This window comes from Brevundimonas diminuta ATCC 11568 (genome assembly GCF_000204035.1).
Taxonomy (GTDB): domain Bacteria; phylum Pseudomonadota; class Alphaproteobacteria; order Caulobacterales; family Caulobacteraceae; genus Brevundimonas; species Brevundimonas diminuta.
This window is the reverse complement of the sequence record NZ_GL883084.1, coordinates 156,229-180,990: the sequence shown is the minus strand read 5'-3', so window position 1 is coordinate 180,990 and position 24,762 is coordinate 156,229. Positions and strand designations below refer to the sequence as shown.

The window sequence follows — 24,762 nt, the reverse complement described above, 5'->3', positions numbered from 1 at the left end:
AGCGCCCACATTCACCGCATAAGGTGCGGCAAATATGACCTACATCCATGAGCGGGCCGGTTGGCCAAACCTGACTTGGGACGACAGCGCCCTTGCCCAGCCGCTTGCCGCTGTGCGCCATCGCCAAGGCCGGCTGATCGGGCGGATGGAGGCCTTGGGCTTTGCGCTTCGCGAGGAGGCCGTCCTCCGCACCCTGACCGAGGACGTGTTGAAATCCAGCGAGATCGAGGGCGAAGTCCTCGACCGCGAACAGGTCCGCTCCTCGATCGCCCGCCGCCTGGGTATGGACGTTGTTGGTCTGGTTCCTGCGGATCGGGATGTCGAGGGCGTCGTCGAGATGATGCTCGACGCCACCCAGAACTACGCCCAGCCACTCACGGCCGACCGCCTGTTCGGTTGGCACGCCGCCCTGTTCCCGACGGGGCGCAGCGGTATGAGCCGGATCACCGTCGGGGCTTGGCGGACACCAGAAGGGGACCCGATGCAGGTGGTGTCCGGTCCGATTGGGCGCGAGCGCGTCCATTATGAGGCCCCGACCGCTGATCGCCTCGACACCGAAATGACGGCCTTCCTGCATTGGTTCGAGACCGTCACGCCTGACCCGGTGCTTAAGGCCGGTGTCGGCCACCTGTGGTTCGTCACCAACCACCCCTTCGACGACGGCAACGGCCGTATCGCCCGTGCCATCGCGGACCTCGCTCTAGCTCGCGCTGAAGGCACCTCTCAGCGGTTCTACAGCATGTCCGCCCAGATCCGCACGGAGCGGAAGACCTACTACGAAATGCTGGAAGCGACCCAGAAAGGCGATCTGGACATCACCGCCTGGCTGCTCTGGTTCATCGCCTGCCTCGACCGCGCCTTCGACGGCGCCGAGACGATCCTGGCAGGTGTCATGCGCAAGGCCCGCTTCTGGGAAGCCTTGGCCGATCAGTCGCTGAATGAACGGCAGAGGAAGGTGCTCAACCGCCTCCTTGACGGCTTTGAAGGCAAACTCACCAACGCCAAATGGGCGGCGCTGGCGAAGACGTCGTCGGACACGGCGCTGCGAGATATCAGCGATCTGGTGCAGCGGGGAATACTGGAGCGAGATGCCGGAGGTGGGCGCAGTACGAACTATTTGCTCGTCGAAGAAAGCACGCGCCTCTAACTGGCGAAGCATAATTGGCCGAGACTCGTTGGGGCGGTTCGGAGTGCCCGATCGAAGCGCCAAGCGCAGCGTCAACGCAAATATCGCAACTGGGTATTTTTATCGCTTCATGCCGTCGCCTGATTTTCATACATTCAGTGCGGGGGAGTTCAACATTGACCTTACACAATTGCCCACCGCCAAAGGCTGCTCTGGCAAGATGGCTTAGGGACTATCCGAGCGACGTCGATAATTATGGTCACCTTCTGCTCGAGCAAGATTGCGACTGCGACGACGATCTAATCGCCGATTTGGTGGGCTATTTCGAATCCGCGCATACAGACGCTCGCGTGTTCTTCCATGAACAGATGGGCATCGAGCTTCATCCTGATGCGGATGCGCCCGAAGCGCATATTACTTATCCAACCTGTCTGCCGTCGATCACGCGTCGTGGCCTGTTTGGTGAGGTCATGGCAGGCATGCTCACCGAGCATTACGATTATATCGGCAGCCATACTTGGACGATTCCCGTATTCCTCTTCCGTTACCACGAGGATGCGGAGGCCTACCTCTTCGCTCTCGTCCGGGATGAAGAACGCAAACGCGAGGTCTATGGCAGGCGTGGCTCCGATTTCCTCGCACTGGCGCTCAACGATGAGGGGGACATCGAGCGCTTCATCGCGGGTGAAGCCAAGTGGCGGAAGAAGCTTCAGCCCTCCGTTGTCGCTGAGTTGATGTACGGTAAGAAGAAGAAAAACCCGAACACCGAGCAGCTTGAGCACGACGGTAAGGGTATCTGGTTCCAGATCAATCGGGACATCCCAGCGCCACACGGCCTACGACAACTGCAGCGCCTGCTTCGCGAGATTGACCCTGACGGATACTCCGCCGCGATCGCTAGGCTCGACCGTGTGCTGATGGCGAGGAATGCCGAACCGCTGCCACGAACGAACCTGATCCTGATCTCGGGTGGCGACGTGCCTAGCCGCGCTTCCAAAACATCACTGATCCCTTGGGAGGCGGTGCCCCAAGAATACTCGGCACCGCATGACCTGCAGGTAGTCGAGCTCATTCTGAACGATGGCGATGAGCTGATCGATGGCGTCTATGAAGCCTTGTGGGCGATCTGATGCCCGCGAATGATCCGCAGCGGCTCGAGATTGCGAACGGCGCCCGTATCGGACTGGCGCTGGAAAACGAGATATCTGCCAACCAGGCGCGCTCCTATGTCCGCTGCCTCCAGATTGGATGGCAGGTCGACACGATCAGTTGGAACCGCAGCGATTCTGAAGGCCAACTGGCGGATGCGCGAAGCCTGTTGCAGGCAGCCGAGATCTTTGCAGAGATCGAAGGCCATGAAGCGCCACGCGCGATCGACTGCTACCGGCGTGCCGGCGAGCTTCTCGAATGGCTGGCGCGCTCTGCAGACGACATCCGGACGATCGCGCCCATCGAGTTGCTCGCCGGTGCTGCCTTCCAGCTGGGCGGTCTCCCAGCGATGGCGTCAGGCCTTCTCCAGCAGCTCAATCTCGAGGAGGACGGCCCAAAGCTTTTCGCCGCGTTCCTTCAAGCCGATTTCAACGCAGTGCTCGTCCATGCGATGGCCTTCTGGCATCAGAACGAGGACCTGACCTACGCCGGTTCTTCCCTCCGGATCCTTGAAGAAAACAAGGATGACAGGCTCAGTTGGTACTTCACGGTCGAACTCATTCGCGCGCTTGGCCTGTTTGCGGATTCGATCCGGCGTGGGGATGATCGCCGCCTCGCGAAGGCCGCTGCGAAGCTTAAGGCGCTCGATGCAATGGCCGTGCGCACGTTCAGCGACGACGTCTCGCTGCTCATCACCTTGTTGCGGCAAGTCGGCGAACGGTTTGCCGACGCCAGCATCTATCGTTCGGTCCGCGCGCTCGGCGAACTTAACCCTGAGCGAATGCCGCGCATGCTAGCCTTTGCGCGCGACCAGTTCTCGCGCGGGCGCGGAATACTGTGGTCGTCCCAGCGTGCCGGTCTCGCCCGCCTGCTGGAAAACTCGTCATTCGCGCTCTGCACGCCGACCGGATCGGGCAAAACGCTGGTCGCCAATCTCGGCCTCGTGAAGGAACTATTGCTGCGCGATCATGGCGAGGTTGTGCCGTTGGCCCTTTATCTGGTTCCGTCCCGCGCGCTCGCCGGTGAAGTCGAGGCAAAACTAGCCTCTGAGCTCGGTCGTGATCTCATCATTACCGGCCTTTATGGCGGTGCAGACTGGGGCATCACCGATTATTGGCTGAACGCCGACCGCCCAACTGTGCTCATCGCCACGGTTGAAAAGGCCGATGCGCTCATGCGCTATCTAGCGCCGCTGTTGCTCAGTCGCCTCAAGCTCCTGATCGTCGACGAGGCGCATCAGGTTCTACCCGATGACACGGAAAGCGGTCGTAGCGCCTTTGCCGATCATAGCAGCCGTTCGCTCAAACTAGAGAGCTTCGTCGCGCGCTTGCTTACTCAGGCTCCCGACATTGTCCGTATTGCGTTGACCGCAGTCGCCGGCGGGGCTGCCGGACCCGTAGCACGTTGGATGGAGGGTGCCGCGGACGCAGCAGCGATCGGCACGCGGTATCGCAGCACTCGCCAAGTCATCGGGGTATTGGAGACGGCATCGGAGCGGCGCAGCACGATGTTGCTGGAACTTATGAACGGCCGGCCTCTCTACGTTCAAGGCCGTGGTGATGCCCCGGTTTATCTAAACCTTACGATCCCACCGATGGCGCAATTGCCCCCGCAGATGCGGTCCAGCCTCTACCGCTTCAACCAGGTGACCGTTCTTTGGACGGCCCTGCACCTCGCCTCGACCGATCGCCGGATCCTCATATCGCTGGCACAGCAACCCGAACAGACGATGGGGTGGTACGCAGAATCCTTTGACCTTCCGGCGTGGCAGGGACTACCGGCTTTTGCGCCCCCCGAGGGAAGGCGCGGTGATTTGTTCGCTGAAGCCCGGGCAGCCTGCGTCGATTATTGCGGGCCTGATTCCTATGAGGTGCGGCTGCTTGATCGTGGGATAGCGACCAGCCATGGCCAGATGCCGCAACGTCTACGGCGGCTGATGGTGGCGCTGATCGACGAGAAGATATGTCCAATCACGGTGGCTACCGCAACGCTTACTGAGGGCGTCAATCTCCCGTTTGACATCATCTTTGTCACCTCGCTCAAGCGCAGCGCATATGACAACGTCAAGCAGCAGCCGGTCATCACTCCCTACACTCCGGCCGAATTCCGCAACCTCGCCGGACGTGCCGGCAGGCCGGGTGCGACGCGTGGTATGGAAGGGCTGACACTAATCGCTTTGCCCACCACGATAGCCACTACCGCCAACGGGCAGAAACAGACTCAGCGCAATCAGGTGGGTGCACTGCGCGAAGACTATGAGGCATTGCGCGAGAGCCTCCGGCTTGACGAACTTGCGGGCGATGCGACGCTCAGTCCGCTCGCAATGCTACTCAGCGAGCTGCGTCAGAAGGCGCGGATCTACTTCGGGCATCTGACCGACGAGGCCTTTCTGGAATGGCTCGAGCAGATCGCACCCAGCGAGTTGAGCGATGATGCCGGGACCGGCGCGAGCGACGAGCTTTCCCGGCTAGCCGATACAGTCGACGAGCTCGATGCATTTGTGATGACGGCATTGGAGGAACTCAGCCTTCTCGACGCGGAGCTCGACGGGGCGCAGGCCGAGGTCAAGCTCACTGCTCTCTGGCAAAGGACCTTCACCGTTGCCGCAGCAGCGCAGGAGGCATGGCTCGAACAAGCGATCGTGCGGCGCGGGCGGGCAATCGTCGAGGAGATCTACCCTGACGCCGGTGAACGGAGGCGGCTCTACCAATACGGCTTCTCTCCTTATGTCGGTAGGCGGTTCGAGGCGATTGCACCAGCAATTGCCGACCTACTGGCGGCAGCAACTGACTATGGAACCGAGACCCCAACCGAGCGTCTGACGCGGTTTGAGGTCCTCGGCGAGCTTTTGACGAAGGATCGCGGCTTCGGTTTCCGAGTGCGTGATACGGTCGGAGATCAGGAGATCCTTGAGGCTTGGACCAGCGTCCTGAGCTGGTGGATGCGCGCGCCGGGCGGCAAAGTCCCCGAAGCTGGCAGTCTTCGCGCCCATCAGCGGTTCGTCGCCGACAATCTCGAGTTTCGACTGGGAGTCGCGATCGGCGCGGTCGTCGCGCAGAAGTGGACCGTGGGTGCCGGTGATCCGCTCGCCGTTCCGTCACTTGCAGAGTGGAAGGCCACAACGGGGCTTCCTTGGTTCGGCTTCTGGGCGCGTGAGCTGCTGCGCTGGGGAACTCTCGATCCCTTCGTTGCCTTTGCATTGGCTCAAGGACGCGCAAAAACGCGCGAGGATGCGGAAGCGCTGAGACTCACATTCGAACAATGGCTCGCAGATGAGATCGACGCGCCAACCTCCGAAGATCTGATCGATCCGCAGCAGTTTCTGTCGTGGGAACGGAGCCTGCCCGTCAGAGAACGGGAGCGCGCCGAAGCTATACCGGAGGAAGCGGAGTTGACCGGCACGACTGGAGCCATGAAGCGCTACAATGTCCTGCCCATGTCTGGTGAAGACGAAGTGATCTGGCTCGACGCATCTGGCTACGAACTTGCTCGATCGCCGGATGAGTTGGGACTGTATGGCAAGTCCGACCTTGTGAATGACTACGTGCTCGAAGCTGACGGAAAAGCCACCGTCCGCCGCGTGTTCGCACGCTCGCGGCGCCGGTGATTTTTGCATCACCCCGGCAAGGCGGCCACTTATGCTCGTCTGCACTGGGCGGGCGAATGGTCGTTTTACGGGCATTAAGGCATAGGTTGTTGCTCCTTCAAGCCCCGCCGTCGGTCCTCAACTTCTGGTCGCCACTTCGCCGATAGGCTAAGCCCATCGCGGGAGGCGTTATGGCGAACATCACAAGAGCCCGAACGGGCGAGTTTCTGCGCAAGCTGTTTGAAGTGCTGATGGCTGAGCCTGAGGGCGTGCACGCCTCGGCGGCTATCGATCAGGTTCGAGTCGCGACCAAGCTAAGCGACTACGAAGCAGGCTCATATCCGTCCGGCGGTCAGCGGTTCGAGAAGATCTTGCGGTTCGCGACCGTGGACTGCGTAAAGGCCGGCTGGCTGCGCAAGGATGATGGTATCTGGACCGTCACCGAGGCGGGCGCAAAGGCATACAAGGATTTCGCAAATCCGGAGGCCTTCTACAAAGAGGCCTGCCGCCTCTACGCGATCTGGAAGGCTGAGAGGGATGCGACCTCATCTGTCCCGGTCAGTCAGACGATTGAGCCAGAAGCGATCGAGGAAGCCGCTGAGAAACTCAGCGTGACCGTTGAGGCCGCGGAGGATCATGCTTGGGCCGAGATTTCGGCTTTCCTGCACGCGAGCGACCCGTTCGAGTTCCAGGAGATGGTTGCCGATCTCCTGCGCGGCATGGGCTATCATGTCCCCTGGGTCTCGCCACCGGGCAAAGACGGCGGGGTGGATGTTATAGCTTTCACCGATCCGCTCGGTGCCACCGGGCCGCGCATCAAGGTCCAGGTCAAGCGCTGGCAGTCCAAAGTCGATAGCGACGGCCTCAAGTCGTTCCTCGCTTCACTCTCGAATGGCGATGTAGGTCTGTACGTCTGCCTCGCGGGCTTCACAAAGGACGCGCAGGACTATGCCCGCAATCAGGAGAACCGTCGGGTCACCCTGATCGACGCCCGGCGCTTCGTCACCTTGTGGGTCGAGAGTTATGACAAGCTGGCCGATGAGGCGCGCCGTCGCCTGCCTTTAGTGCCCGTCTACTTCCTCGCGCCGCAGGACTGACTGCGCTTCCGCGCCGTCCTGCCCCAACCGAGTTCCGTCTCTGGATTGCTGATGAACCCTACCGAGATCGCCAACGCGCTGGACGCACTGGCCCAGCAGCCTTTCGAGCCCGACACCTTTGGCCTGTCTTTCGCGGAAGCGACCGATAACCCGCAGGCGACGCTGGCCAAACTGCGTAATGGTTCGACTGGCAAGTCCGATGTTCCTGGCGGCATGTTGCTGAGCCGCAAGTTCCACTATGCGCCAGCTGAAGCCGGGCAGGTCGAAGCCGTGCTGGCGCAGCTCGGTGACAGCAAAAAGAACAAGACCGGAAAGCCCGCCATCCTTCTGGCGACCGACGGTCAAACCATCGCGGCGGAGCACCCCAAGTCCGGCGCGACCCTGCACTGCGCATTCGGTGAACTGGGCGCGAAATTCTCCTTCTTCCTGCCGGCGGCGGGAAAGGAGCGGTATCAGGCGGCCGAGGAAAACCCCGTCGATGTTCGGGCAACCGGCAAGCTGGCGCGGCTCTACGATGCTCTGCTGAAGGCTAATCCAGACTGGCGCGCTGACGATCGCCGCCACGACATGAACCTGTTCATGACGCGGCTCATCTTCTGCCTGTTCGCCGAAGACGTCGGGGTCTTCCCGGAAAGCCAATTCTCCTCGGTGCTGTTCGAGTACAGCGGCGATCGGGGTGAACATGCGCGCGACACGCTGATCCAGGCCTTCACGGCCATGAACATGCCGGAAGGCGAGCGGCCCGGCCTGCCGGTTTGGGCGCGGGTGTTGAAGTATGTGAACGGCGGTCTGTTCGCGGGCGACATCGATGCGCCAGTCTTCGATGTCATCAGTTTCCGCTATCTGCGCGACGCCGCGAAGATGGATTGGAAGCTCATCAATCCCGACATCTTCGGCTCGATGATCCAGTCGATCGCGGATGAAAAGGCGCGGTCGGAACTGGGGATGCACTACACCTCGGTCCCCAACATCATGAAGGTGCTGGGTCCGCTGTTCCTGGATGACCTGGACGCCGAGATCGACAAGGCATGGGACAAGCCCGCCGCTCTGCGAGCCCAACTGGCCCGCCTGTCGAAGATTCGCGTCTTTGATCCCGCCTGCGGTTCGGGCAACTTCCTGGTCGTCGCCTATCGCCAGATGCGCGAGCGCGAGTTGCGCATACTGAAGCGGCTGGGTGAGCCTGACCCGAAGAAGGCGACGATGCAGATGTTCTCGTCCGTCAGCCTCGGACAGTTCTACGGCATCGAGATCAACGATTTCGCGGCTGAGACGGCCAAGCTGGCTCTGTTCATCGCTGAGTATCAGGCGAACGCGCGCTTCGCTGATGTCTTCGGGCGGATGCCGGCCTTGCTCCCCCTGCGGGACGGCGGAAACATCGTTTGCGACAACTCGCTCAGGACGGACTGGGAAAGCGTTTGCCCTCCGCCTGAGAACGGGGAAGAGGTGTATTTAGCTGGCAACCCGCCTTTCGTTGGGTTCAATAGTCGTTCAGACGAGCAAGCCTCGGACATGGACTTCGTGCTGAAGGGGCGCCTAAAAACCTATCACCGCCTTGACTACGTTATTTGCTGGTTTGTGAAGGCATCTGATTACGTTTGTGGCCGAGCTTCTGATGCCGCGTTCGTTTCTACAAACTCAATATGTCAAGGTGTTACGGTTGATCTTCTTTGGCCGGAGGTACTGAGAAACGGCATTGTTATTAAGTTCGCGCACCAGCAGTTTTATTGGTCCAACAATGCGATGCACAATGCGGCCGTGTCTTGCGTTATCGTTGGAATTTCAGACCGCGTTGCCGGAAACAGGCGGTTGTTTAGTGTAGACCTCGAGGCGACCGCCTCAAACATTAATGCCTACTTGCTGGACGGCCCCAACCTTACAGTGCGCCCTGCCTCAAAGTCGTTGTTCGGACTGCCAAAAATGGACATTGGAAATATTCCTCGTGATGAAGGATATTTGATACTTTCTTCTGAGCAGCGAGATTTACTGCAGAAAGATTACCCGGAATCTCGTCAGATTATCAGACGTTTCTTGGGATCAAAGGAGGTCGTCCGGGGAATTGATCGATATTGCCTTTGGATCCGGGATGAAGATTTGCCGTTGGCGGAGAATATACCTCCCATTGCTGAACGATTAAGGGCGGTAGCAGCGGTGAGAAGCAAAAGTGATGCCCAGGTCACTCGCGACGCGGCATCAACTCCGCACCGATTTGGACAGATGACGGGCCGAGGAGAGGCCGCTTCGCACTCGATATTGGTGCCTCGAGTTACTTCGGAAAAGCGACCGTATCTGGCGGTAGATCGCGTCGGTAAGGACGTAATATCCTCTGATCTGAATCAAGTTATATACGATGCACCTGACTGGTGCATTTCCTTGATCGCATCTCGTTTACACCTAATTTGGATCGCTACCGTTTGTGGTAAAATGAAAAATGATTTCAGATACTCGAGCACAAACGGGTGGAATACATTTCCGGTGCCCCGTTTTTCTGACGAACAGCTAGATGCGCTGTCCGCCTCAGCGCGTCGCATTCTGAAGACGCGCTACGAGCACCATCCGGCGACCATCGCCCAGCTCTATGATCCCGCGAAGATGCCTGACGATCTGCGGCAGGCACACAAGGACAACGACGATCAGCTGGAGGCGATGTACATAGGCCGTCCCTTCCGAAACGACACGGAGCGGCTGGAGACACTGTTCAAACTCTACGCCGCCAAGACGGCGCAGTAGCAGTCGCATCAGGGGGAAGTCATGGTTCAGACAGTCAACGTCGCCTATGCGCAGACAGGGGCGTCCAAGGCCATCAATGCTTTGGGCCAGCGCCCAATGCAGGCCCGCGCCTACGCCGCGCGCCCGGCCCAGCATCTGTTGCTGAAGGCACCGCCCGCAGCGGGAAAGAGCCGCGCGCTGATGTTCATCGCCCTGGACAAGATGCGGCATCAGGGGTTGGGCAAGACCATTGTCTGTGTGCCTGAAACCTCGATTGGCGGGTCGTTCCGCTCGACCGACTTGTCGTCCTATGGCTTCGAAGCCGATTGGGTGGTCGAGGATCGGTGGAACCTCTGCCTCAGCGGTGTCGAGGAGGCGCCGCAGTCGCAGAAGGTGAAAGCCTTCAAGGATTTCATGAAATCGGATGCGCGCGTGCTGGTTTGCACCCACGCCACCTTCCGCTTCGGTTTTGACGCCGTCGAGGCAGAGGACGGCATCGAAGCCTTCGACAACCTGTTCCTGGCCATCGACGAATTCCACCACGTCTCGGCCGCCGACAACAATCGTCTGGGCGAGATCCTGCGGCGCATTCTGACGCGCGACCGCGCGCACGTCATGGCTATGACCGGATCCTATTTCCGGGGGGACGCCGTGCCGGTTCTGCGGGCCGAGGACGAGGATCGGTTCGTCACCGTCACCTATTCCTACTACGAGCAACTAGATGGCTATGAGCATCTGAAGTCGCTCGGGGTGAACTACAACTTCTACAAGGGCCGTTACCCCAACGGCCTGCCGGAGGTGCTGGACACCCGGCTGAAGACCATCATCCATATTCCGCACCGCGGATCGTCTGAAGCCTATGAGGCCAAGACAACCGAGGTGCATCGCATCTACGACGTTATCGGCACGGTGGAGGGGGCAGATCCCGAGACCGGCTTCGACCTGCTGCGGACGCCGGACGGACGCCTGGTGAAGGTCGCCGATCTGGTTGACGACGGCGCCGACCGGGACCGCGTCAAGGCTGCACTCTCTCGAGAGATCAAGGGGGCGGATGGCAAGCGCGACGACGTCGCCGACCGCGCCAAGGTGGACATCATCATCGCCTTGGGTATGGCCAAGGAAGGCTTTGACTGGGTCTGGTGCGAACACGCCCTGACCATCGGCTATCGGGCTTCTCTGGTTGAGATCGTCCAGATCATCGGCCGCGCGACGCGCGACGCGCCCGGCAAGACGCGTGCTCGGTTCACCAATCTGGTGGCTGAACCGGGGGTCGAGACGGGCGTGGTCGCCGATGCCGTCAACGACATGCTGAAGGCTATCTCCGGTTCGCTCCTGATGGAGCAGGTGCTGGCGCCCAACTTCAAATTCTACCGTCGCGAGGATGGCGATGTCCGTGAGCCGATCAGCATCGATGACAACGGCACAGTGACCATCGGCATCAAAGGCCTGATGGAGCCGCCGACCGATCGAGCCCGCGACATCTGCGAGCGCGACATGCACGACCTGATGGCCGCCGCCTGTCAGGCCATGGACAAGCGCGCCCTGTCGCCGGAAACCGCGCCCGAGGTGGTGACCCAGATGGTGCTCACCGACATCATCGAGAAGCGCTACGAAAACCTGACGCCAGAGGAGACGGAGTCTGTTCGTCAGGATCTCGCTGCTCGCATGAATATTCTGACGCTGGCGAAGCGTGAGGCGCAGGAGGGTATGTCGGAGACGGGCGCTGAATGGGAGGGAGCGCCCCTTCTCGACGGGGCGGCTGAGGATGACCTTCCGAGCGCCCCGAACACTTTGCTGGCGCTGGTGCGCCGCTTCATCAATGTGCGCGAGCTCGACATCGACCTCATCGATAGCGTCAACACCTTCCGCGAGCAGTTCGAGATCACCTCCAAATCGCTCGACTCAGCCCTGTTGGCGAACATGCAGTCGGCGATGGTCGCCATGCGCACCAACATGACAGAGGACGAGGCGCGCACCCTGTGGCCGCGCATCAAGCGCTTCCGCGCCCAAGAGGGACGAGAGCCGAACGTCCATTCCTCGGACGACCTGGAAAAGCGAATGGCCGAAGCATTGGCCTGGATGCGGAACCGGAAGGCGCAGAAGCTGCGGGCTGAGGCGATCTGATGCGCCCCACGCTTGATGAGATATTCGCCGAGACCGACGAGTTCGGCTTGCTGGACGTGAAGCCCGCGGCGGTCGCGCGGTTGGCGGACCATGCCGATGAGGCCGTGCTGAAAGACGTCGAGGCCTTTCACGCCAAGCATGGTCGGATCCCCGATCCAGATGCCGATAGTCATGACGAAATGCGTCTGGGCGTGATCTTTCGGAAGCTGGCGAAGTCGCCTTCGCAGAATCTCCGTGCTCTAGATCGCTTGGGACTTCTGGATCAGACGGGTGTTGCCGTTCGCGAGCCCTCTTGGCGCGACGATCCCGCCGAAGGAGAGGTGCCAGACAGTCTCGACGATATTTTCGCTGACGACGACCTGGATGTTTCGGCGGAACTGTTCGAGCTTAAAAACGTCACGCCGGCAGCCGAACGGCATCTGCCGGATCACCGCGCCGACTTCGTGCCCTGCGTCGATTTCGAGGTCTTTGAGCCGAAATTCCTGGAGATGCAGCAGGAGCTGGAAGCCGGAGACCGGATCGCGACGGCGATCGAGAAACGCATGGTGATCGATCCCTACGAGGGGGATTTCTTCATTCGGAACGGCCTGTTGGCGTTCATCGCTGAAAAATCGGAGATGACCGCTCGCGGAGGATCCAGAGACTATCGGCTTCGCGTCATCTTCTCCAACGGCACAGAGAGCGACCCCCTCGCGTCATCCTTCAGGAAGTCGCTCAACGACGATCAGACGGCCCGCGTCGTGCAGCGCCGTGGCCTGGGCGCTCTGGACCCGGATTGGGAAAGCGACAAACTGGCCCTGTCAGGATCGATCTATGTAGCCCGCAGCCTGTCCACCGACCCCGCCATCGCCGCAGAGCGAAACATCCTGCACAAGATCGGGGTGACCTCGCAGGATGTGCGTCGGCGGATTGCTGACGCTCGCAACGACCCAACCTTCCTGCTGGCTCCGGTCGAAGTGGTTGCGACGTTTGCCTTGCAGAACCTCCCGCGCGCGCGAGTCGAGGAGCTACTGCACCGGTTCTTCGAAGCCGCCAGACCCGCCGAGCTTTTCATCACAGACCGCTTCGGAAAGCGGGTGAACCCACGGGAATGGTTCTACGTACTGCCTGAACACGTCAGCCAAGCGGCCAATCTCCTGAAGGAGGGACGGTTGCATCAGTTCCGGTACGACCGTGGCCAGCAGAAGATCGTGGCGAAGCAGTAAGGTCGCCGAGTTCGGTGGACCGCGCTAGCAGGTTAGGCCCAAGTATCTCCGGGCACGCATAGGATAGTTAGGTTCTGAGCCCATTCCGCGTCGGCCGTGTCCCAACTCGCCGCTGTTGGGAACACATTCTTTTCGATCCAGTCCCTCTGTTTCGACACCTCGACAGCGAGGTGCGCCAAAAGCCCCGATGGCAGTGTGAGCTCGGCTTCCCATGCTCCGGCGGCGCTGTCTTCGAGACGCGTAAGTTCGTAGCTTGCGACGAGGCTGGTGTAGGTTATCCCTGATGGTTCGACATCGAGACTGTACTCCAAGCTCACCGAGGAAATCTGGCGCAAGACATCCAAGAACCTAGTGCCGGAGAAAGCGGGCTCTGCTTCGATCCCATCTCGCGGTTTGAGAAGGACGTAAGCATCTTGGGCCTTGCTTAGAAGGCCCCGCTTTGCGAGCTCGATGAGCAGCGCCTTGTAAGCCATAACCGCTTGGAGCGGCAGTTCAGCCGATGGTGCAGTCACCTTCGCGAAGCCCTTCTCGACAGGGAAAAGCTGTTGGGTTTCTCGCATCACGATACTCCTGATGGTGAAGGAGGCGCCGTCCCGCCAGCCTGTATGTCGTCCTCGATACCGATCGACCATGACCGGAGCATTTCATCGTGCTCGGCCTGAACAACCAGGCGAGCCTCGTCCCGCGTGAGCTGGTGTTTGCGAAGCAGTTGGTCGTAGTCGGTCCGTTCGTGTCGGGCATAGGTGGACAGCACAATTCCCACGGCCTTGCCTAGCGAGACGGGCGGTTCCCAAACCCGCTCCGCGATCGCTGCCCCTAGCCGCTCTCTGAGTTCTGGCGGCAGCCCCGGATGGCGCTGATCCAGATGCGCCAGAACCCGCTCGATGGAAAACTGTGCGGCCTTTTGGCCGCGCTGAGAACGTCCCATGGATTTTATCCCTATCGACCGAGCTCAGGGCCGCGGCGGTCGCGTTGCAGATTGGACTGCACAGGGTTTGCGATGCGCGGGCTCTGTCGATCTGTGGAAGCGACGGGCTGTGGGGCTTCCCGACTCGTCATCAGGCCCTGCTCGTGACCGTTGTTCTCAAGCTCAAGGCTCTTTCGTGCTTGCTCCAAAGTCTGATCCGCGAAGGTCACCTTAAGCCAAGGGCTGCTCGCCGCCGCCAGAACCGTAGCCAGGAACCTGTCGCTTCCTGCGATCACCAATGGTCGGTCTGGAAAGCGATCTGAAGCCAGAGCCAAGGCGAGGAAGGCCGCGCCGTCAGAGACGGTCTCGACCCGCACCTCGCCTGCGCGATCGCTGACCCGGCCGCCGTCCGGTGTTTGATAGGCGACCTGTCCGTTCCGCATCACGGTCGGCATGCGTTGCTGATAGATGATGTCCCGGGCTCCGGCGCGATCCTGCGCCGTGATAAGGTCGCCGCGCGATCCGCCGTTGCGCGCCTTGCGTGATCGAAGCGAGGACAGAGCAGCTTCGTCGCCAGCGGCCGCGCGATGCTCCAGAAAGCCCTTCCATGTCGGCAGGGGATGGGCGGCCTTCGCATCCGCCATGGCCTGATCCCGTAGACGGTTGCGCTCAAGGCAGGCCTTCTTCCGCAGGTGTTCGATCTGTTCCACGGCTCCCCGACGCAACCGTCCGGAAAGGCCGGGCTGGGTGCGGACTCGGTCCTTCTCTCGTCGATAGTGGTCGCGCAGCTGAACGGCATAGTCACGATAGGCTTGGTTCACCTTCGCCAGTGCCGCCGATCGTACCGACATCCTCACCGCGCGCTCCGTTGTGTAGGCTGTGTGAAGTCGGCGCTTCTGGGGGTCACGCCCTTGTGCTTCGCCGTACCGTTGGCGGGAAGGAGCATGGCTGTGTACCGGTCCAGCGTAGAGGCCAAGTCTATCAGTCAGTCTCGTTGCTGACATAGAGCGATCAACGCTGCTGGCCCTCACCCATGCTTTGGTTCCTGTGACGCCGATGGAAAGGCCGGCGCCTCTCGGGCGGATCGTCAGGCCATGCTGGCCGAGCGCCTCGTGAAGCGCCTCCCATGAGCGTGCATGGGCGACGATCGACAGAATGTCGGCCTTGGCGTTCGCCTCGATCCAGCTCGCAAGTGACTGGCGATCGGAGTGAGCCTCCATCTTGATCGCCCGATCGGACCTGCGCGCCGAGGCCATGTCCTGTCCTAGGTTGCGGGCTTGATCGCTGGCGAGGCCGTGATTGTCGAGCTGGAGATCGTGCTTGAGTTCCAGCTCGCGGCACGCGGCCATGAGTTTCGGATAGTCGTAATGCGGGTCCACGTTGCGAAAGGTCGTCGGGTGAACCTTGTTGATCGCGATGTGCATGTGAAGGTTATCGGTGTCGTCGTGAACCGCAGAAATGCGCTGGTGCTCTGAAAACCCGATCGAAGCGACGAGGTTGTCCTCGATATCGCGGAGTTGTTCAGCGGTCGGTCGTTCGCCCTCGCGGAAGCTCACGACCAGATGATAGCTCTTTCCCGATTGGGAGCGGGTGTTTTGCGCCTGCACCAACTCTATCTCGGTGATGGCCATTTCGATGTCGTCATCGGCACAGTTGCTGACGCGAGCGGCAACGACGCGTTCACCTTCTCCGATCCGGTCGACGACATAGCCAGCCAACCGGTCGAAAGCGCGCTGATCGGCGCGATGAGCGATGTCCAGGATGTAGCAACCCAGGCGCTCAAACGAACCGCCTGCTCGTTTGATGTGGTGCGCGATCACAGGGCGCGGACCTTCTGACGGATCTCCTCCGCTACGGTGCCCAACTGGTCGGCGAGGGTTGTGACGTCATCGGCTGACAGACCCTCGTCGTGGCGCTCCATCACCCAGAGCTTGAGCAGGCCGCCGACCTTTCCGAGATCGCCTCTGACCCGGATGAGGTCGCGGGCGATTTCGGCATCCCACTTTGATTTGGGTTCAAAGCCCAAGCCGATCTTGCGCAGGTACATCGACATCGACATGCCGAACCGCGTCGCATTGGCTTTGATGCCAGCGTGTTCGGCTTCGCTCAGCGTAACCAACAGCCGACGGGTTCTCGCCCGGCTCACCGACAAGCCCACTTCTCATCGCTTACTGGGCGTCGATCCGTAGGAGAGTAAGCCGCAAGCCGAAGAACGAAGCTGCGCGAAGTGATATCGGATTGCGTATCCTGCCCTCTAACGCCAGGCGAAGTATGGAAAGCTATGGAAACCGGCGTGAGTTGATGACGGACGGGGCGTGAGGCCGGTGAAGCTGAGCCAGGGTTTTCCATACGTTTCCATATTTTTCCATTTCAGCGCGCCGGTCTGACGGTCCGAAATGGGATCCTAAAGTTCCATTTGCGAGACCCGCATATGATCGTTGACTTCCGATCTGCGCAAGCTACAAATGGCTTATGGCATTGCTTTCCCAACTCGTCGGCGTCTTGGCGCAGGTCACCGGTGACCCGGAACCGGGCATGGTCGTGCTGGCTCGTTCGCTCAGAGAGGCGGGTTACATCACCACTGGGGGGCGCGGGCGTAGTGCCGCTCATATGACCGAGCGCGATGCTGCGGCTATGCTGCTCGCAGTAGCAGCTGGCGGCGACAACACGCGCGCCGCAGATACTCTGCGTCAGGTCGGAAATTTACGTCTTCTCGAAGGCTCGGCGGGGCGCACGTTCAGTGGCGATCATGGGACGTTCCCACTCAGTCAACGACCGGTCGGAACCGGCCTCGAACCGGGCGTCACGATGCTGGATGGTCTGGCGCTCCTCTTGGAGCAGTACGCCAATGGCGAATGTTCGCCTTCGGACCGTGCAGGGGGCGGGGATCGCCGGCCGTCTGAAATCTCATTCATTGTTCGCCACGACCGTTTCGGTTGGTCGGGCGACATCAACGTCTACGTCAGGAGCGGCGAGGACGTGTATCTGCGCTTTACGCAAGACGGACTGCCGCACCCCGCACCTCTCTCGGCAAGCCTGAACTTGGCGGGTCCGATCGACAACGCCACGAGAGCTAAGATCACGTCGATACGATTGAGCGCAATCGCCGCTCATGTCGCCATGAACTGCGTGCGCGGCGTCGATGCCCCATTTGTCCGCAGACATGACGCCTTGGAAAGGGTCGCCGAGGCGAGCCGCTTCGGAGTCCCCGCATCGGCGGCGACGCTTGGCCAAAGAGGTTGACGATGGCTCGTAATCGATCAGAGCTGCCGATGAGCCTCGCCCCGCGCGGACTCTGCCGGGTGCTGGCCAGCCAATACATCGGGGTCAGCGTCTCCAAATTCGACCAGCTGGTTGATGATGGTCGGATGCCGTCCGCAAAGCGGATCGACGGCCGAAAGCTCTGGGATCGAAACGCGATTGATCGCGCGTTTTCGGCGCTGCCCGATGATGGGCCGGACCCGCTCGACAATCCTTGGGATGCTGTGGCGTGAAGGCGAAGCCGAAGTTTGTTTCTGCCTATCGTGACCGTCATGGCGTGCTGCGTTGGCGGTTTAGACGCACCGGCTCGCCACAAAGCCAGACGCGCGCCATCTTCGGCACGGAAGACTGGTGGGCTTGGTATGCTGAATCATCCGAAGCGCGTCCTAAGGCCATTGGACAAGATCGTACGAAGCCCGGATCGATCCACGCGCTCGCTGTCGCCTACTACAGCTCCGCAAGATTTCTTCAGCTCAAGCCGAACACGAAGCACACCTACAAAGGGGTCTTGGACCGCTATCGAGATGTGCATGGCGCAAAGCCATTCAGCCGCCTCGAACCCCGTCACATCCGCCAGCAAATGGATGACATGGCGCGTGAGATGATTGAGCAGGGAAACACCGTAACTCCGGCAAACACCATGCTGAAAGTCCTCCGGTCTGTCATGCGGTTCGCGATGGAACGGGGCCTTATCTCAGTAGACCCGACTATGGGTGTGCGAATGCTCAAGCATCAGACGAGCGGTTTTCACACTTGGACCGAAGACGAGATCGCAATGTTCGAGGCCCATTGGCCCCTCGGTTCGAAGCAGCGTCTTGGCTTCGATCTATTGCTCTACACTGCGCAACGATCCGACGACGTGCGACAGATGACGGTCCATCAGATCGCCCGCGATCGGGTGACGGTCCGCCAGGGTAAGACGGGTCAGTTGATCGATATTCCTCAACACCCTCGCCTTCAGGCGTCGCTTGCCGCGAGCGCCATTGGTCACTTGGTTGTCCTGACCACGCAGCACGGGAAGATGTACACGCCGAATGGCTTCGGAAACTGGATCAAGGATGCCGCAGTGAAGGCGGGCCTGCCGCACTGCTCGGCGCATGGGTTGCGGAAAGCACAGTCTCGACGCTTGGCGGAAGCTGGCTGTTCGACTCATGAAATCGCGGCCATCACCGGCCATCAAAGCCTCAAAGAGATCGAGCGTTACACGCGAGAAGCCAACCGCCGCGGTCTCGCCGACGGCGCCATGAAGCGGGTGGGGTGAGGCACGAAGGCAGAACAAATCTGTCTAACCAGACCGAAGGGGTTAGACATTCCAGCATCTACAGGACTGAAAATGATCGATTATTTGCGCGGGGTGGCGGACAGAGAGGGATTCGAACCCTCGATAGAGTTGCCCCTATACACGCGTTCCAGGCGTGCGCCTTCAACCACTCGGCCACCTGTCCATTCCACCTGAAGCCCGGATGCGTCCGGGGCGGAGTCGTCGGGAGCGGACCGACGGGAGGGGCTGATTAGAGCATGACGACCCCATGGGCAAGCGCCCTTGAAGCCTCCATATAGGCGAAGACGCTGTTTTCGCGGAGTTCGCGCCATGTTGTTGAAGAAGAATGCTGAACTGCCCACGCCTGAGACGGCTCTGCCCGGTCGGGCCGAGGCGTTGCCGACCGATGAGACCCACTTCGTGCTGGGCCATGCGCTGAAGGGACCGCACCCCGAGGGGATGCAGACGGCCGTGTTCGGCATGGGCTGTTTCTGGGGCGTGGAGCGGGTGTTCTGGCAGCTGCCGGGCGTGTGGGTCACGTCGGCGGGCTATGCGGGCGGGATCACGCCCAATCCGACCTATGAAGAAGTCTGTTCGGGCCGTACCGGCCATACGGAGGTGGTGCAGGTGGTGTTTGATCCGGCCCAGATTTCATACGACGATCTGCTGAAGGCCTTCTGGGAGAACCATGACCCCACGCAGGGCATGCGTCAGGGCAACGACCAGGGCACGCAGTATCGTTCGGCGATCTATACCTTGAACGAGGCGCAACAGGCGGAGGCGCTGGCCTCGCGCGAGGCCTATCAGGCGGCGCTGAGCGCGGCGGGGCGCGGGGCGATCACGACCGAGATCCAACCGGCCGGGCCTTACTACTTCGCCGAGGGCTATCACCAAGGCTATCTGGCCAAGAATCCGGCGGGCTATTGCGGCATCGGCGGGACGGGCGTGGTCTGCCCGATCGGCTTGGGCGTCGGGGCTTAGGATGGACCGCGCTGGCGTGGGCGAGGCCTGCCTGGCCTTGCCGGGGGCGACGATGGATCACCCGTTCGGGCCGGGCCATGACGCCTATAAGGTCGGGGGCAAGATGTTCGCCATCATCGGGGCCGAGGGCGGGCTGTCGTTCAAGGTTTCGGACATCGCCTATGAGGTGCTGACCGAGGAGGGGCGGGCGGCGCCGGCCCCCTATCTGGCGCGGGCGAAGTGGGTGCATCTGGCCGATCCGGGCGATTGGCCGGATGCTGAACTGGCCGATCACCTCAAGTCGGCCCACGCCCTGATCGCCGCCAAGCTGACGAAGAAGGCGCGGGCCGAGCTGGGGCTTTAGGCGGCGGCGTTCCGCGATCGGAACCACAGGTAGAGAATCCCCACGGGCGCGATGAAGATCGAGAAGCCCCACAGGAAGAAGTTCACCAGCACCTTCAGGACCATCAGGAGGATGGCGTTCATGAAGAAGACGGTTTCGCCCATCATCACCCGCTTGATCTCGTCCCAGACCAGTTTCGAGAAGGGAAACAGCAGGGCGCCGACGCCGAACACGGCCAGGGTGGCGGCGCGATAATGCATGGGCTTGGCGCCGTCCAGCGACAGCATCATCCAGGTCATGAAGGCCATGAAGGCGGCGCTGAGCACATAGGCGCGGATCAGATAGCGCGGCTGCACCGAGCCGAAGATGCGCTTGACGAAATTCATGTCGGAGGGAGGCTTTCTTACCGGGTCTTGGTTTTCTGTTCGGCGATCCAGCGGTCCATGCGCGCGTCCAGCAGGGCCAGCGGCAGGGCGCCGTCGACCAGCAGGGCGTCGTGGAAGGTCCGCACGTCGAAGCGGTCGCCCAGCTCGCGCTCGGCCTTCTGGCGGATTTCGCGCAGGCGGATCTCGCCGATCTTATAGGCGGTGGCCTGGCCGGGATCGCCGATGTAGCGCTGCAGTTCGGTCTCGATGTTGTGCGGCGACAGGGCCGAGTTGTCGCGGAAGCAGGCGCGGGCCTGTTCCTCGCTCCAGCCCAGCCAGTGCAGGCCGGTGTCGGCCACCAGACGGCAGGCGCGCCACATCTCATAGCTGAGGCGGCCGAACCGCTCATAGGGCGTGCGATAGATGCCCATCTCCTCGCCCAGGAACTCGGAGTAGAGGCCCCAGCCTTCGCTGAAGGCCGTGACCGAGGCGTCGCGGCGGTAATAGGGCTGGTCGGCGGCTTCCTGTTGCAGGGCGACCTGCAGATGGTGGCCCGGCACGGCCTCGTGCACCGTCAGGGCGGGCAGTTCATACAGCGGCCGTTGGTCCAGCTTGCCGGTGTTGACGATGTAGCCCCCGGCCACGCCCGTCGCCATCGAGCCTGAGTTGTAACGGCCGGTGGTGTAGGTCTCTTCCATCTCGACCGGCACCGGACGCACGCCGTAGGGCAGGCGCGGCAGGGTGGCGAACAGCGACGGCAGGCGGTCGTCGGCGCGCTTGGCGATCTCCGACGCCTTCTCCAGCAGTTCCTCGCGGGTCTTGGCGTAGAATTGCGGGTCGGTGCGCAGGAAGGTCAGGAAGCCGGCGAAGTCGCCGGTCCAGCCTGCGGCGCGCATCTCCGTCTCCATGCGGGCGCGGATGCGGGCGACTTCCTGCTGGCCGATCTCATGCACCTGATCGGGCGTCAGGTCGGTGGTGGTGTGGCTGCGGACCAGGAAGGCGTAGAGGTCGCGGCCGCCGGGGCGGTAGACCAGGCCCGGCTCCTGCGGGGCCTTGGGCGCATATTCGTCGCGCAGCAGGTCGCGCCAAGCGGTGCGGCGAGCGGTGATCGGTCCCTCGACAATGGCGCGGGCGCGGGCTCGGAACTGCTCCTGCTGGGCGGCGGGGATGGTGGCGGGCAGGGCGTTGAACGGACGCAGCAGGACGTCGCCCGCCAGGCCTGGCGTCAGGTCGCGCTCGGCCTGGGCCAGGGCGCTGTCGACCACTGACCGGGCCTGGATCAGGCCGGTCTCCAGCCCGCGCCGGGTGTTGGCGATCCCGGCGTCGTAATAGGCGGGCGCCGCCTCCAGGCGGGTCAGCCAGGCCTCGGCGTCGGCGGCCGTGGCAATGCGTGTGGCGGGCGCCAGATAGGCCAGAAGCTGGCCGGGACCGCCTTCGGAATCAAAGGCCAGACGCGACGGGTCCAGTTCGATCCGCTCCAGCTCGCGGCCGATCAGATAGCCGACGAAGGCGTGGTTCAGGCGCTGGGCTTCGTCCAGCGCGGCCGGGTCGATGGCGTCCAGCCGCGCCTTCAGGGCGTTCAGCGGAGCGCGGCGGGCCAGTTCGCCCGCACGGCTGGCGTCGGGCAGGCGCGACAGGGCGGCGCGGTCGCCGTCCATGCCCGAACCGATGGGGTCGGCCTGGCGCAGATAGGCTTCGTAATCGACCAGCAGGGCGTCCAGCGCGGCGGCGGCCGACGACTGGCCTTGAACGACGGCGGCCTGGGCCGGCAGGGCGCCCGCGCCCGCAAGGCCCGACAGGCCGATACCGGCGGCGAGAAGAAGATGACGCATGAACTCAAGCCCTCCCAAGAACTGGCGGGGAGGGGAGCGGACCGCGCCGCTGCGGTCAAGCCTTCAGCGGCACAACTCCAGGAAACGCGCCGCGCGGCCTTCCGAACCCGGCTGGGCGGCCATCATCGCGCGCTGGTCCCCGTTCCACACCGCCAGCCAGCCGACGCGGCGAAAACGCAGGAAGACGGGGTGGGAGGCGGGCGCCGTGGCGACCAGGTGGACGCCGTCGTGCATGTCGGCCGCCTCGACGCGTGCGGGAAAGGTTTCGGTGTCGCCGCCTGATTCCAGGGTGATGGCGCGACGGTTCGGCGTCTGATCGGCGGCCAGGGACAGACCGATCTTGCCCGAGCCGGGCGCGCACATGAGGCTGAGCGGCACGTCGTCGGACTGGGCCAGGCCATAGGACAGGCGCGGCTCGTCCGGGTCTTCGTTCAGGAACCAGTCGTAGCCGGCGACGGGCAAGGGCGCGCCGGTCGTGTTCAGAGGGGCGACGCTGGGGGCGCAGGCGCCCAGGGCGGCGGTCAGGGCGAGGGGGGTGATGAAGGCGGCGGCGGTCAGCCAGCGGTTAGGGCGCATCCTCGTCCTTATCCGGTGCACAGTTCGGCGAAGCGGCGCAGCTTGGACAGATTCGCTCGATCGATCTCGATGGCGGTCGCCTGATCGCCGAGGGCGAGGGTCAGGCGGCCCGAGGCCAGGAAGGCGGCGAAGACGGGATGGTCGGCGCGCAGCGTCGCCTCCAGCCGTCCGCGTCGCGCGCGGGCCTCGACCTCGGCCGTGGCGCCGCCGGAGCGGATGACGGCGAAGCCGTCGGCGCCGGGCGCGTCATGGAGGGCCAGGCGAACGACGCTGGAGCCGGGCGCGCATTCCAGCGTGGTGCGCAGGCGCGGCGTGTCGGGAATCTCATTGGCCAGAACCAACGGTCCGTCGCCGCTGTAGAGGGTCCAGGTCCAGCCCTCGGACGGGCGGGCGGAGCGGGCGGGCGATGCGGCCTGGGGCCGCTCTGCGGGCGGATGCGCCCCGGTCTGAGGGGCCGTCTGCACGGCCAAGGAGAGCAACGTGGCCTGAACCAGGCCGAGCATTGAGGTCATGTTTCAGCCCCCGCTGAGGAAGACGGGGGACTGTGATCAGGCATGTCCCGAAGCGCAATAGCTAAGAAAGCCTTGGACCATTCGCCGCTCAGCGCGGGTGGCGGTCAGCTGGCGGTCCCCGGCCTCGGTCTGGACTGTCATGCGGCCGCCGCGCGCCAGGCCGGTCAGGGCCGCGTCGCCGAGCGGCAGACGCGTCTCGAAGGCCTCGCCGTTCGACAGCGGGTCGATGGGCTGCGGCTCGTGCGAGGCCAGGATCAGGCCCGCGCTGCGCGGCTGGACGTCGCCGTAGACCACGGCGAGGCCGTCGCCGGGCGCGCAGGTCAGCATCAGAGCCAGTTGGTCCGAATCCGGCAGGCCATAGGCCAGTTTGGCCATCGTCCCCTCGTGCAGCATATGCCAGCCGGGAACGGCCTCGCCGCCGCTGCGGGACGAGGACGGAGAATAGGTCGCCGCATGGGCCGCGACGGCGGCCAGGCCCACGGCGGCCAGGATGGGAAAGACGGTTTTACGCATGACAAATCCACTCGCGTTCGACAGATCAAACGCGGGTCGCTTGTTAACGGTTCACGGCTCCGCTGGATCGCGCGCGATTCAGTGATGCGGTGCGGCCGGGATCACACGTTTCGGTGAACGCGGGTCAGAAGGGGCTGAAGCGTTCGACCAGGGACTGGGCGGCGGGCGTCGCCTGCATCCGGCTGATGTCGCCGCGCCCGCCGTAGCTGATGCGCGCCTCGGCGATCTGGCTGTGGCGGATCGTGTTGGCGCTGTCGATGTCCTCGGGCCGGACGATGCCCGCCACGGTCAGCTCGCGCACCTCGCGGTTGGTGCGCACTTCTTGCCGACCTTGGATGACCAGGTTGCCGTTGGGCATGACGGCGGTGACGACGGCGGCGACCGTCAGGTTCACCCGTTCCGAGCGGTTGACGCTGCCCGAGCCGTTGGCGTTCACCGCCCCTTCCGTGCCGATCATGTTCGCCGGATCGAAGCCGCCGGGGAAGGCGCGGCCCAGGCTGTTCTCCAGGCCGAAGAAGTTGGTGACGCCGCCCGAGGCGCTGTTGGTGCGGTTGCGCTGGGTCGTGTTCTGGGTTTGGGCGCGATCGTTGATGTCGATGGCGACGGTCAGGATGTCGCCGACGCGGCGCGCCCGCTGGTCGCCGAAGAAGCTGCGCGCCCCGGTGCGCCACAGGCTGTTGGCGCTGGCCGAGGTCGGCTCGGGCAGATAGGCCTGCTCGACCGGGACCAGGGCGGCCGGATAGCCGATGGGCGCCAGCTCCGGCCCCTTCACCGCTTCGATGGCGGTGGAGCAGGCGGCCAGGCTGAGGGCGGACAAGGACAGGGCGGCGACGGTGATGGGGCGCATGATGGAACTCTCGCTCAACGGGCGGCGAACTGTTGCGGGTTGCGGCGGGCGATCTGGGCGGCGGGACCGGCGACGGCCCGGCCGGGCGCCACGGCGACGGCGTCGATGGTGCGGTTGGACTGGACGTTCAGGATCGGCACGGCCTCGCCCGCCGAGGCGTTGCGGGTCGCCTTGCCGGTGACGGTCAGTTCGACGCCGTCGTTGATATAGGCGACCTCGACCATGTCGTTGCGGGCGATGACCTGAGGCGAGGCCAGGTCGCGCGGACCGACGGGCGATCCGGCGCGCAGAGCGCGCTTGGCTTGGAGACCGATCACCGCCTCGGCGTCCTGGGGGCCGCCTGCGGGGGCTAGGTGCGACTGGACCGAGGCCCAGACCACGTCCTCGGGCTG

General features: G+C 62.8%; 23 protein-coding genes and 1 tRNA gene. 12 read left to right on the top strand and 12 right to left on the bottom strand.

What is annotated here, in order from left to right:
- Nucleotides 1-34: 34 nt before the first annotated feature.
- From BDIM_RS00940 to BDIM_RS00910, 7 genes are all read left to right on the top strand, one after another.
- Nucleotides 35-1,147, top strand: a complete 1,113-nt coding sequence (locus BDIM_RS00940; protein WP_003163686.1) for a Fic family protein — start codon at nucleotides 35-37, stop codon at nucleotides 1,145-1,147.
- Between the two features lie 155 nt (nucleotides 1,148-1,302).
- Nucleotides 1,303-2,256, top strand: a complete 954-nt coding sequence (locus tag BDIM_RS00935) for a hypothetical protein (RefSeq protein ID WP_040344482.1) — start codon at nucleotides 1,303-1,305, stop codon at nucleotides 2,254-2,256.
- Nucleotides 2,244-5,882 (top strand): DEAD/DEAH box helicase, encoded by a 3,639-nt coding sequence (locus BDIM_RS00930; RefSeq protein WP_211205954.1) that lies wholly within the window; start codon nucleotides 2,244-2,246, stop codon nucleotides 5,880-5,882. Before BDIM_RS00935 ends, BDIM_RS00930 begins: the two co-directional genes overlap by 13 nt.
- A gap of 170 nt (nucleotides 5,883-6,052) precedes the next feature.
- The gene (locus BDIM_RS00925; protein WP_003163683.1) at nucleotides 6,053-6,958 is read left to right on the top strand and encodes a restriction endonuclease; all 906 of its coding nucleotides are present in this window, start codon (nucleotides 6,053-6,055) and stop codon (nucleotides 6,956-6,958) included.
- Nucleotides 6,959-7,009: 51 nt separating this feature from the next.
- Nucleotides 7,010-9,685: a class I SAM-dependent DNA methyltransferase gene (locus BDIM_RS00920; protein WP_040344704.1), complete on the top strand. Its 2,676-nt coding sequence runs from the start codon at nucleotides 7,010-7,012 to the stop codon at nucleotides 9,683-9,685.
- Between the two features lie 21 nt (nucleotides 9,686-9,706).
- Nucleotides 9,707-11,788: a DEAD/DEAH box helicase gene (locus BDIM_RS00915; protein WP_003163681.1), complete on the top strand. Its 2,082-nt coding sequence runs from the start codon at nucleotides 9,707-9,709 to the stop codon at nucleotides 11,786-11,788.
- On the top strand, nucleotides 11,788-12,993 hold the full coding sequence (locus BDIM_RS00910) for a GIY-YIG nuclease family protein (protein ID WP_003163680.1): 1,206 nt from the start codon (nucleotides 11,788-11,790) through the stop codon (nucleotides 12,991-12,993). Before BDIM_RS00915 ends, BDIM_RS00910 begins: the two co-directional genes overlap by 1 nt.
- A gap of 32 nt (nucleotides 12,994-13,025) precedes the next feature.
- On the opposite strand, the gene BDIM_RS00905 is transcribed toward BDIM_RS00910, so the two are convergent.
- Genes BDIM_RS00905 through BDIM_RS00890 form a run of 4 tightly spaced genes read right to left on the bottom strand, consistent with a single transcriptional unit; the run spans nucleotide 13,026 to nucleotide 16,046 of the window.
- Nucleotides 13,026-13,553, bottom strand: a complete 528-nt coding sequence (locus tag BDIM_RS00905) for a hypothetical protein (protein WP_040344481.1) — start codon at nucleotides 13,551-13,553, stop codon at nucleotides 13,026-13,028.
- The gene (locus BDIM_RS00900; protein ID WP_050796555.1) at nucleotides 13,553-13,921 is read right to left on the bottom strand and encodes a DUF2293 domain-containing protein; all 369 of its coding nucleotides are present in this window, start codon (nucleotides 13,919-13,921) and stop codon (nucleotides 13,553-13,555) included. Before BDIM_RS00900 ends, BDIM_RS00905 begins: the two co-directional genes overlap by 1 nt.
- Nucleotides 13,922-13,932: 11 nt before the next feature.
- Nucleotides 13,933-15,720, bottom strand: a complete 1,788-nt coding sequence (traI, locus tag BDIM_RS00895) for a TraI/MobA(P) family conjugative relaxase (protein WP_003163679.1) — start codon at nucleotides 15,718-15,720, stop codon at nucleotides 13,933-13,935.
- On the bottom strand, nucleotides 15,717-16,046 hold the full coding sequence (locus BDIM_RS00890) for a plasmid mobilization protein (protein ID WP_371125979.1): 330 nt from the start codon (nucleotides 16,044-16,046) through the stop codon (nucleotides 15,717-15,719). Before BDIM_RS00890 ends, traI begins: the two co-directional genes overlap by 4 nt.
- Before the next feature lie 326 nt (nucleotides 16,047-16,372).
- Here BDIM_RS00890 and BDIM_RS00885 point away from each other — a divergent pair, with 326 nt between their 5' ends.
- From BDIM_RS00885 to BDIM_RS00875, 3 genes are read left to right on the top strand one after another with little or no spacing between them, the layout of a single operon-like run.
- Nucleotides 16,373-17,143 carry a hypothetical protein gene (locus BDIM_RS00885; protein WP_040344479.1) on the top strand — a complete coding sequence of 257 codons (771 nt, stop codon included), beginning with the start codon at nucleotides 16,373-16,375 and terminating at the stop codon, nucleotides 17,141-17,143.
- Nucleotides 17,144-17,145: 2 nt separating this feature from the next.
- Nucleotides 17,146-17,394 (top strand): hypothetical protein, encoded by a 249-nt coding sequence (locus tag BDIM_RS00880; protein WP_040344477.1) that lies wholly within the window; start codon nucleotides 17,146-17,148, stop codon nucleotides 17,392-17,394.
- The gene (locus BDIM_RS00875) at nucleotides 17,391-18,422 is read left to right on the top strand and encodes a tyrosine-type recombinase/integrase (RefSeq protein ID WP_003163675.1); all 1,032 of its coding nucleotides are present in this window, start codon (nucleotides 17,391-17,393) and stop codon (nucleotides 18,420-18,422) included. The genes BDIM_RS00880 and BDIM_RS00875 overlap by 4 nt, the downstream gene beginning before the upstream one ends.
- Before the next feature lie 94 nt (nucleotides 18,423-18,516).
- On the opposite strand, the gene BDIM_RS00870 is transcribed toward BDIM_RS00875, so the two are convergent.
- A tRNA-Ser gene (locus BDIM_RS00870) sits at nucleotides 18,517-18,606 on the bottom strand.
- Nucleotides 18,607-18,752: 146 nt separating this feature from the next.
- On the opposite strand from BDIM_RS00870, the gene msrA reads away from it, so the two are divergent.
- Entirely contained in the window at nucleotides 18,753-19,403 is a 651-nt protein-coding gene (gene msrA, locus BDIM_RS00865) for a peptide-methionine (S)-S-oxide reductase MsrA (protein ID WP_003163674.1), read from the top strand.
- Between the two features lies 1 nt (nucleotide 19,404).
- Nucleotides 19,405-19,746, top strand: coding sequence for an MmcQ/YjbR family DNA-binding protein (locus BDIM_RS00860; protein WP_003163673.1), 342 nt, complete (start codon nucleotides 19,405-19,407; stop codon nucleotides 19,744-19,746).
- Here the strand turns inward: BDIM_RS00860 and BDIM_RS00855 are convergent.
- From BDIM_RS00855 to flgA, 7 genes are all read right to left on the bottom strand, one after another.
- On the bottom strand, nucleotides 19,743-20,111 hold the full coding sequence (locus BDIM_RS00855) for a hypothetical protein (RefSeq protein ID WP_003163672.1): 369 nt from the start codon (nucleotides 20,109-20,111) through the stop codon (nucleotides 19,743-19,745). The two genes, BDIM_RS00860 and BDIM_RS00855, sit on opposite strands and share 4 nt — an antisense overlap.
- Before the next feature lie 17 nt (nucleotides 20,112-20,128).
- Nucleotides 20,129-21,922, bottom strand: coding sequence for a DUF885 domain-containing protein (locus tag BDIM_RS00850; protein WP_003163671.1), 1,794 nt, complete (start codon nucleotides 21,920-21,922; stop codon nucleotides 20,129-20,131).
- Between the two features lie 63 nt (nucleotides 21,923-21,985).
- Nucleotides 21,986-22,498 carry a hypothetical protein gene (locus BDIM_RS00845; RefSeq protein ID WP_003163670.1) on the bottom strand — a complete coding sequence of 171 codons (513 nt, stop codon included), beginning with the start codon at nucleotides 22,496-22,498 and terminating at the stop codon, nucleotides 21,986-21,988.
- Between the two features lie 8 nt (nucleotides 22,499-22,506).
- The gene (locus tag BDIM_RS00840; RefSeq protein WP_040344476.1) at nucleotides 22,507-23,010 is read right to left on the bottom strand and encodes a hypothetical protein; all 504 of its coding nucleotides are present in this window, start codon (nucleotides 23,008-23,010) and stop codon (nucleotides 22,507-22,509) included.
- Nucleotides 23,011-23,046: 36 nt separating this feature from the next.
- Entirely contained in the window at nucleotides 23,047-23,523 is a 477-nt protein-coding gene (locus tag BDIM_RS00835) for a hypothetical protein (RefSeq protein ID WP_003163668.1), read from the bottom strand.
- A 124-nt stretch (nucleotides 23,524-23,647) separates the two neighbouring features.
- Nucleotides 23,648-24,373, bottom strand: coding sequence for a flagellar basal body L-ring protein FlgH (gene flgH, locus BDIM_RS00830; RefSeq protein WP_040344701.1), 726 nt, complete (start codon nucleotides 24,371-24,373; stop codon nucleotides 23,648-23,650).
- Nucleotides 24,374-24,384: 11 nt separating this feature from the next.
- Nucleotides 24,385-24,762, bottom strand: a 378-nt coding sequence (flgA, locus tag BDIM_RS00825) for a flagellar basal body P-ring formation chaperone FlgA (protein ID WP_040344475.1), incomplete at its 5' end; no start/stop codon positions are given.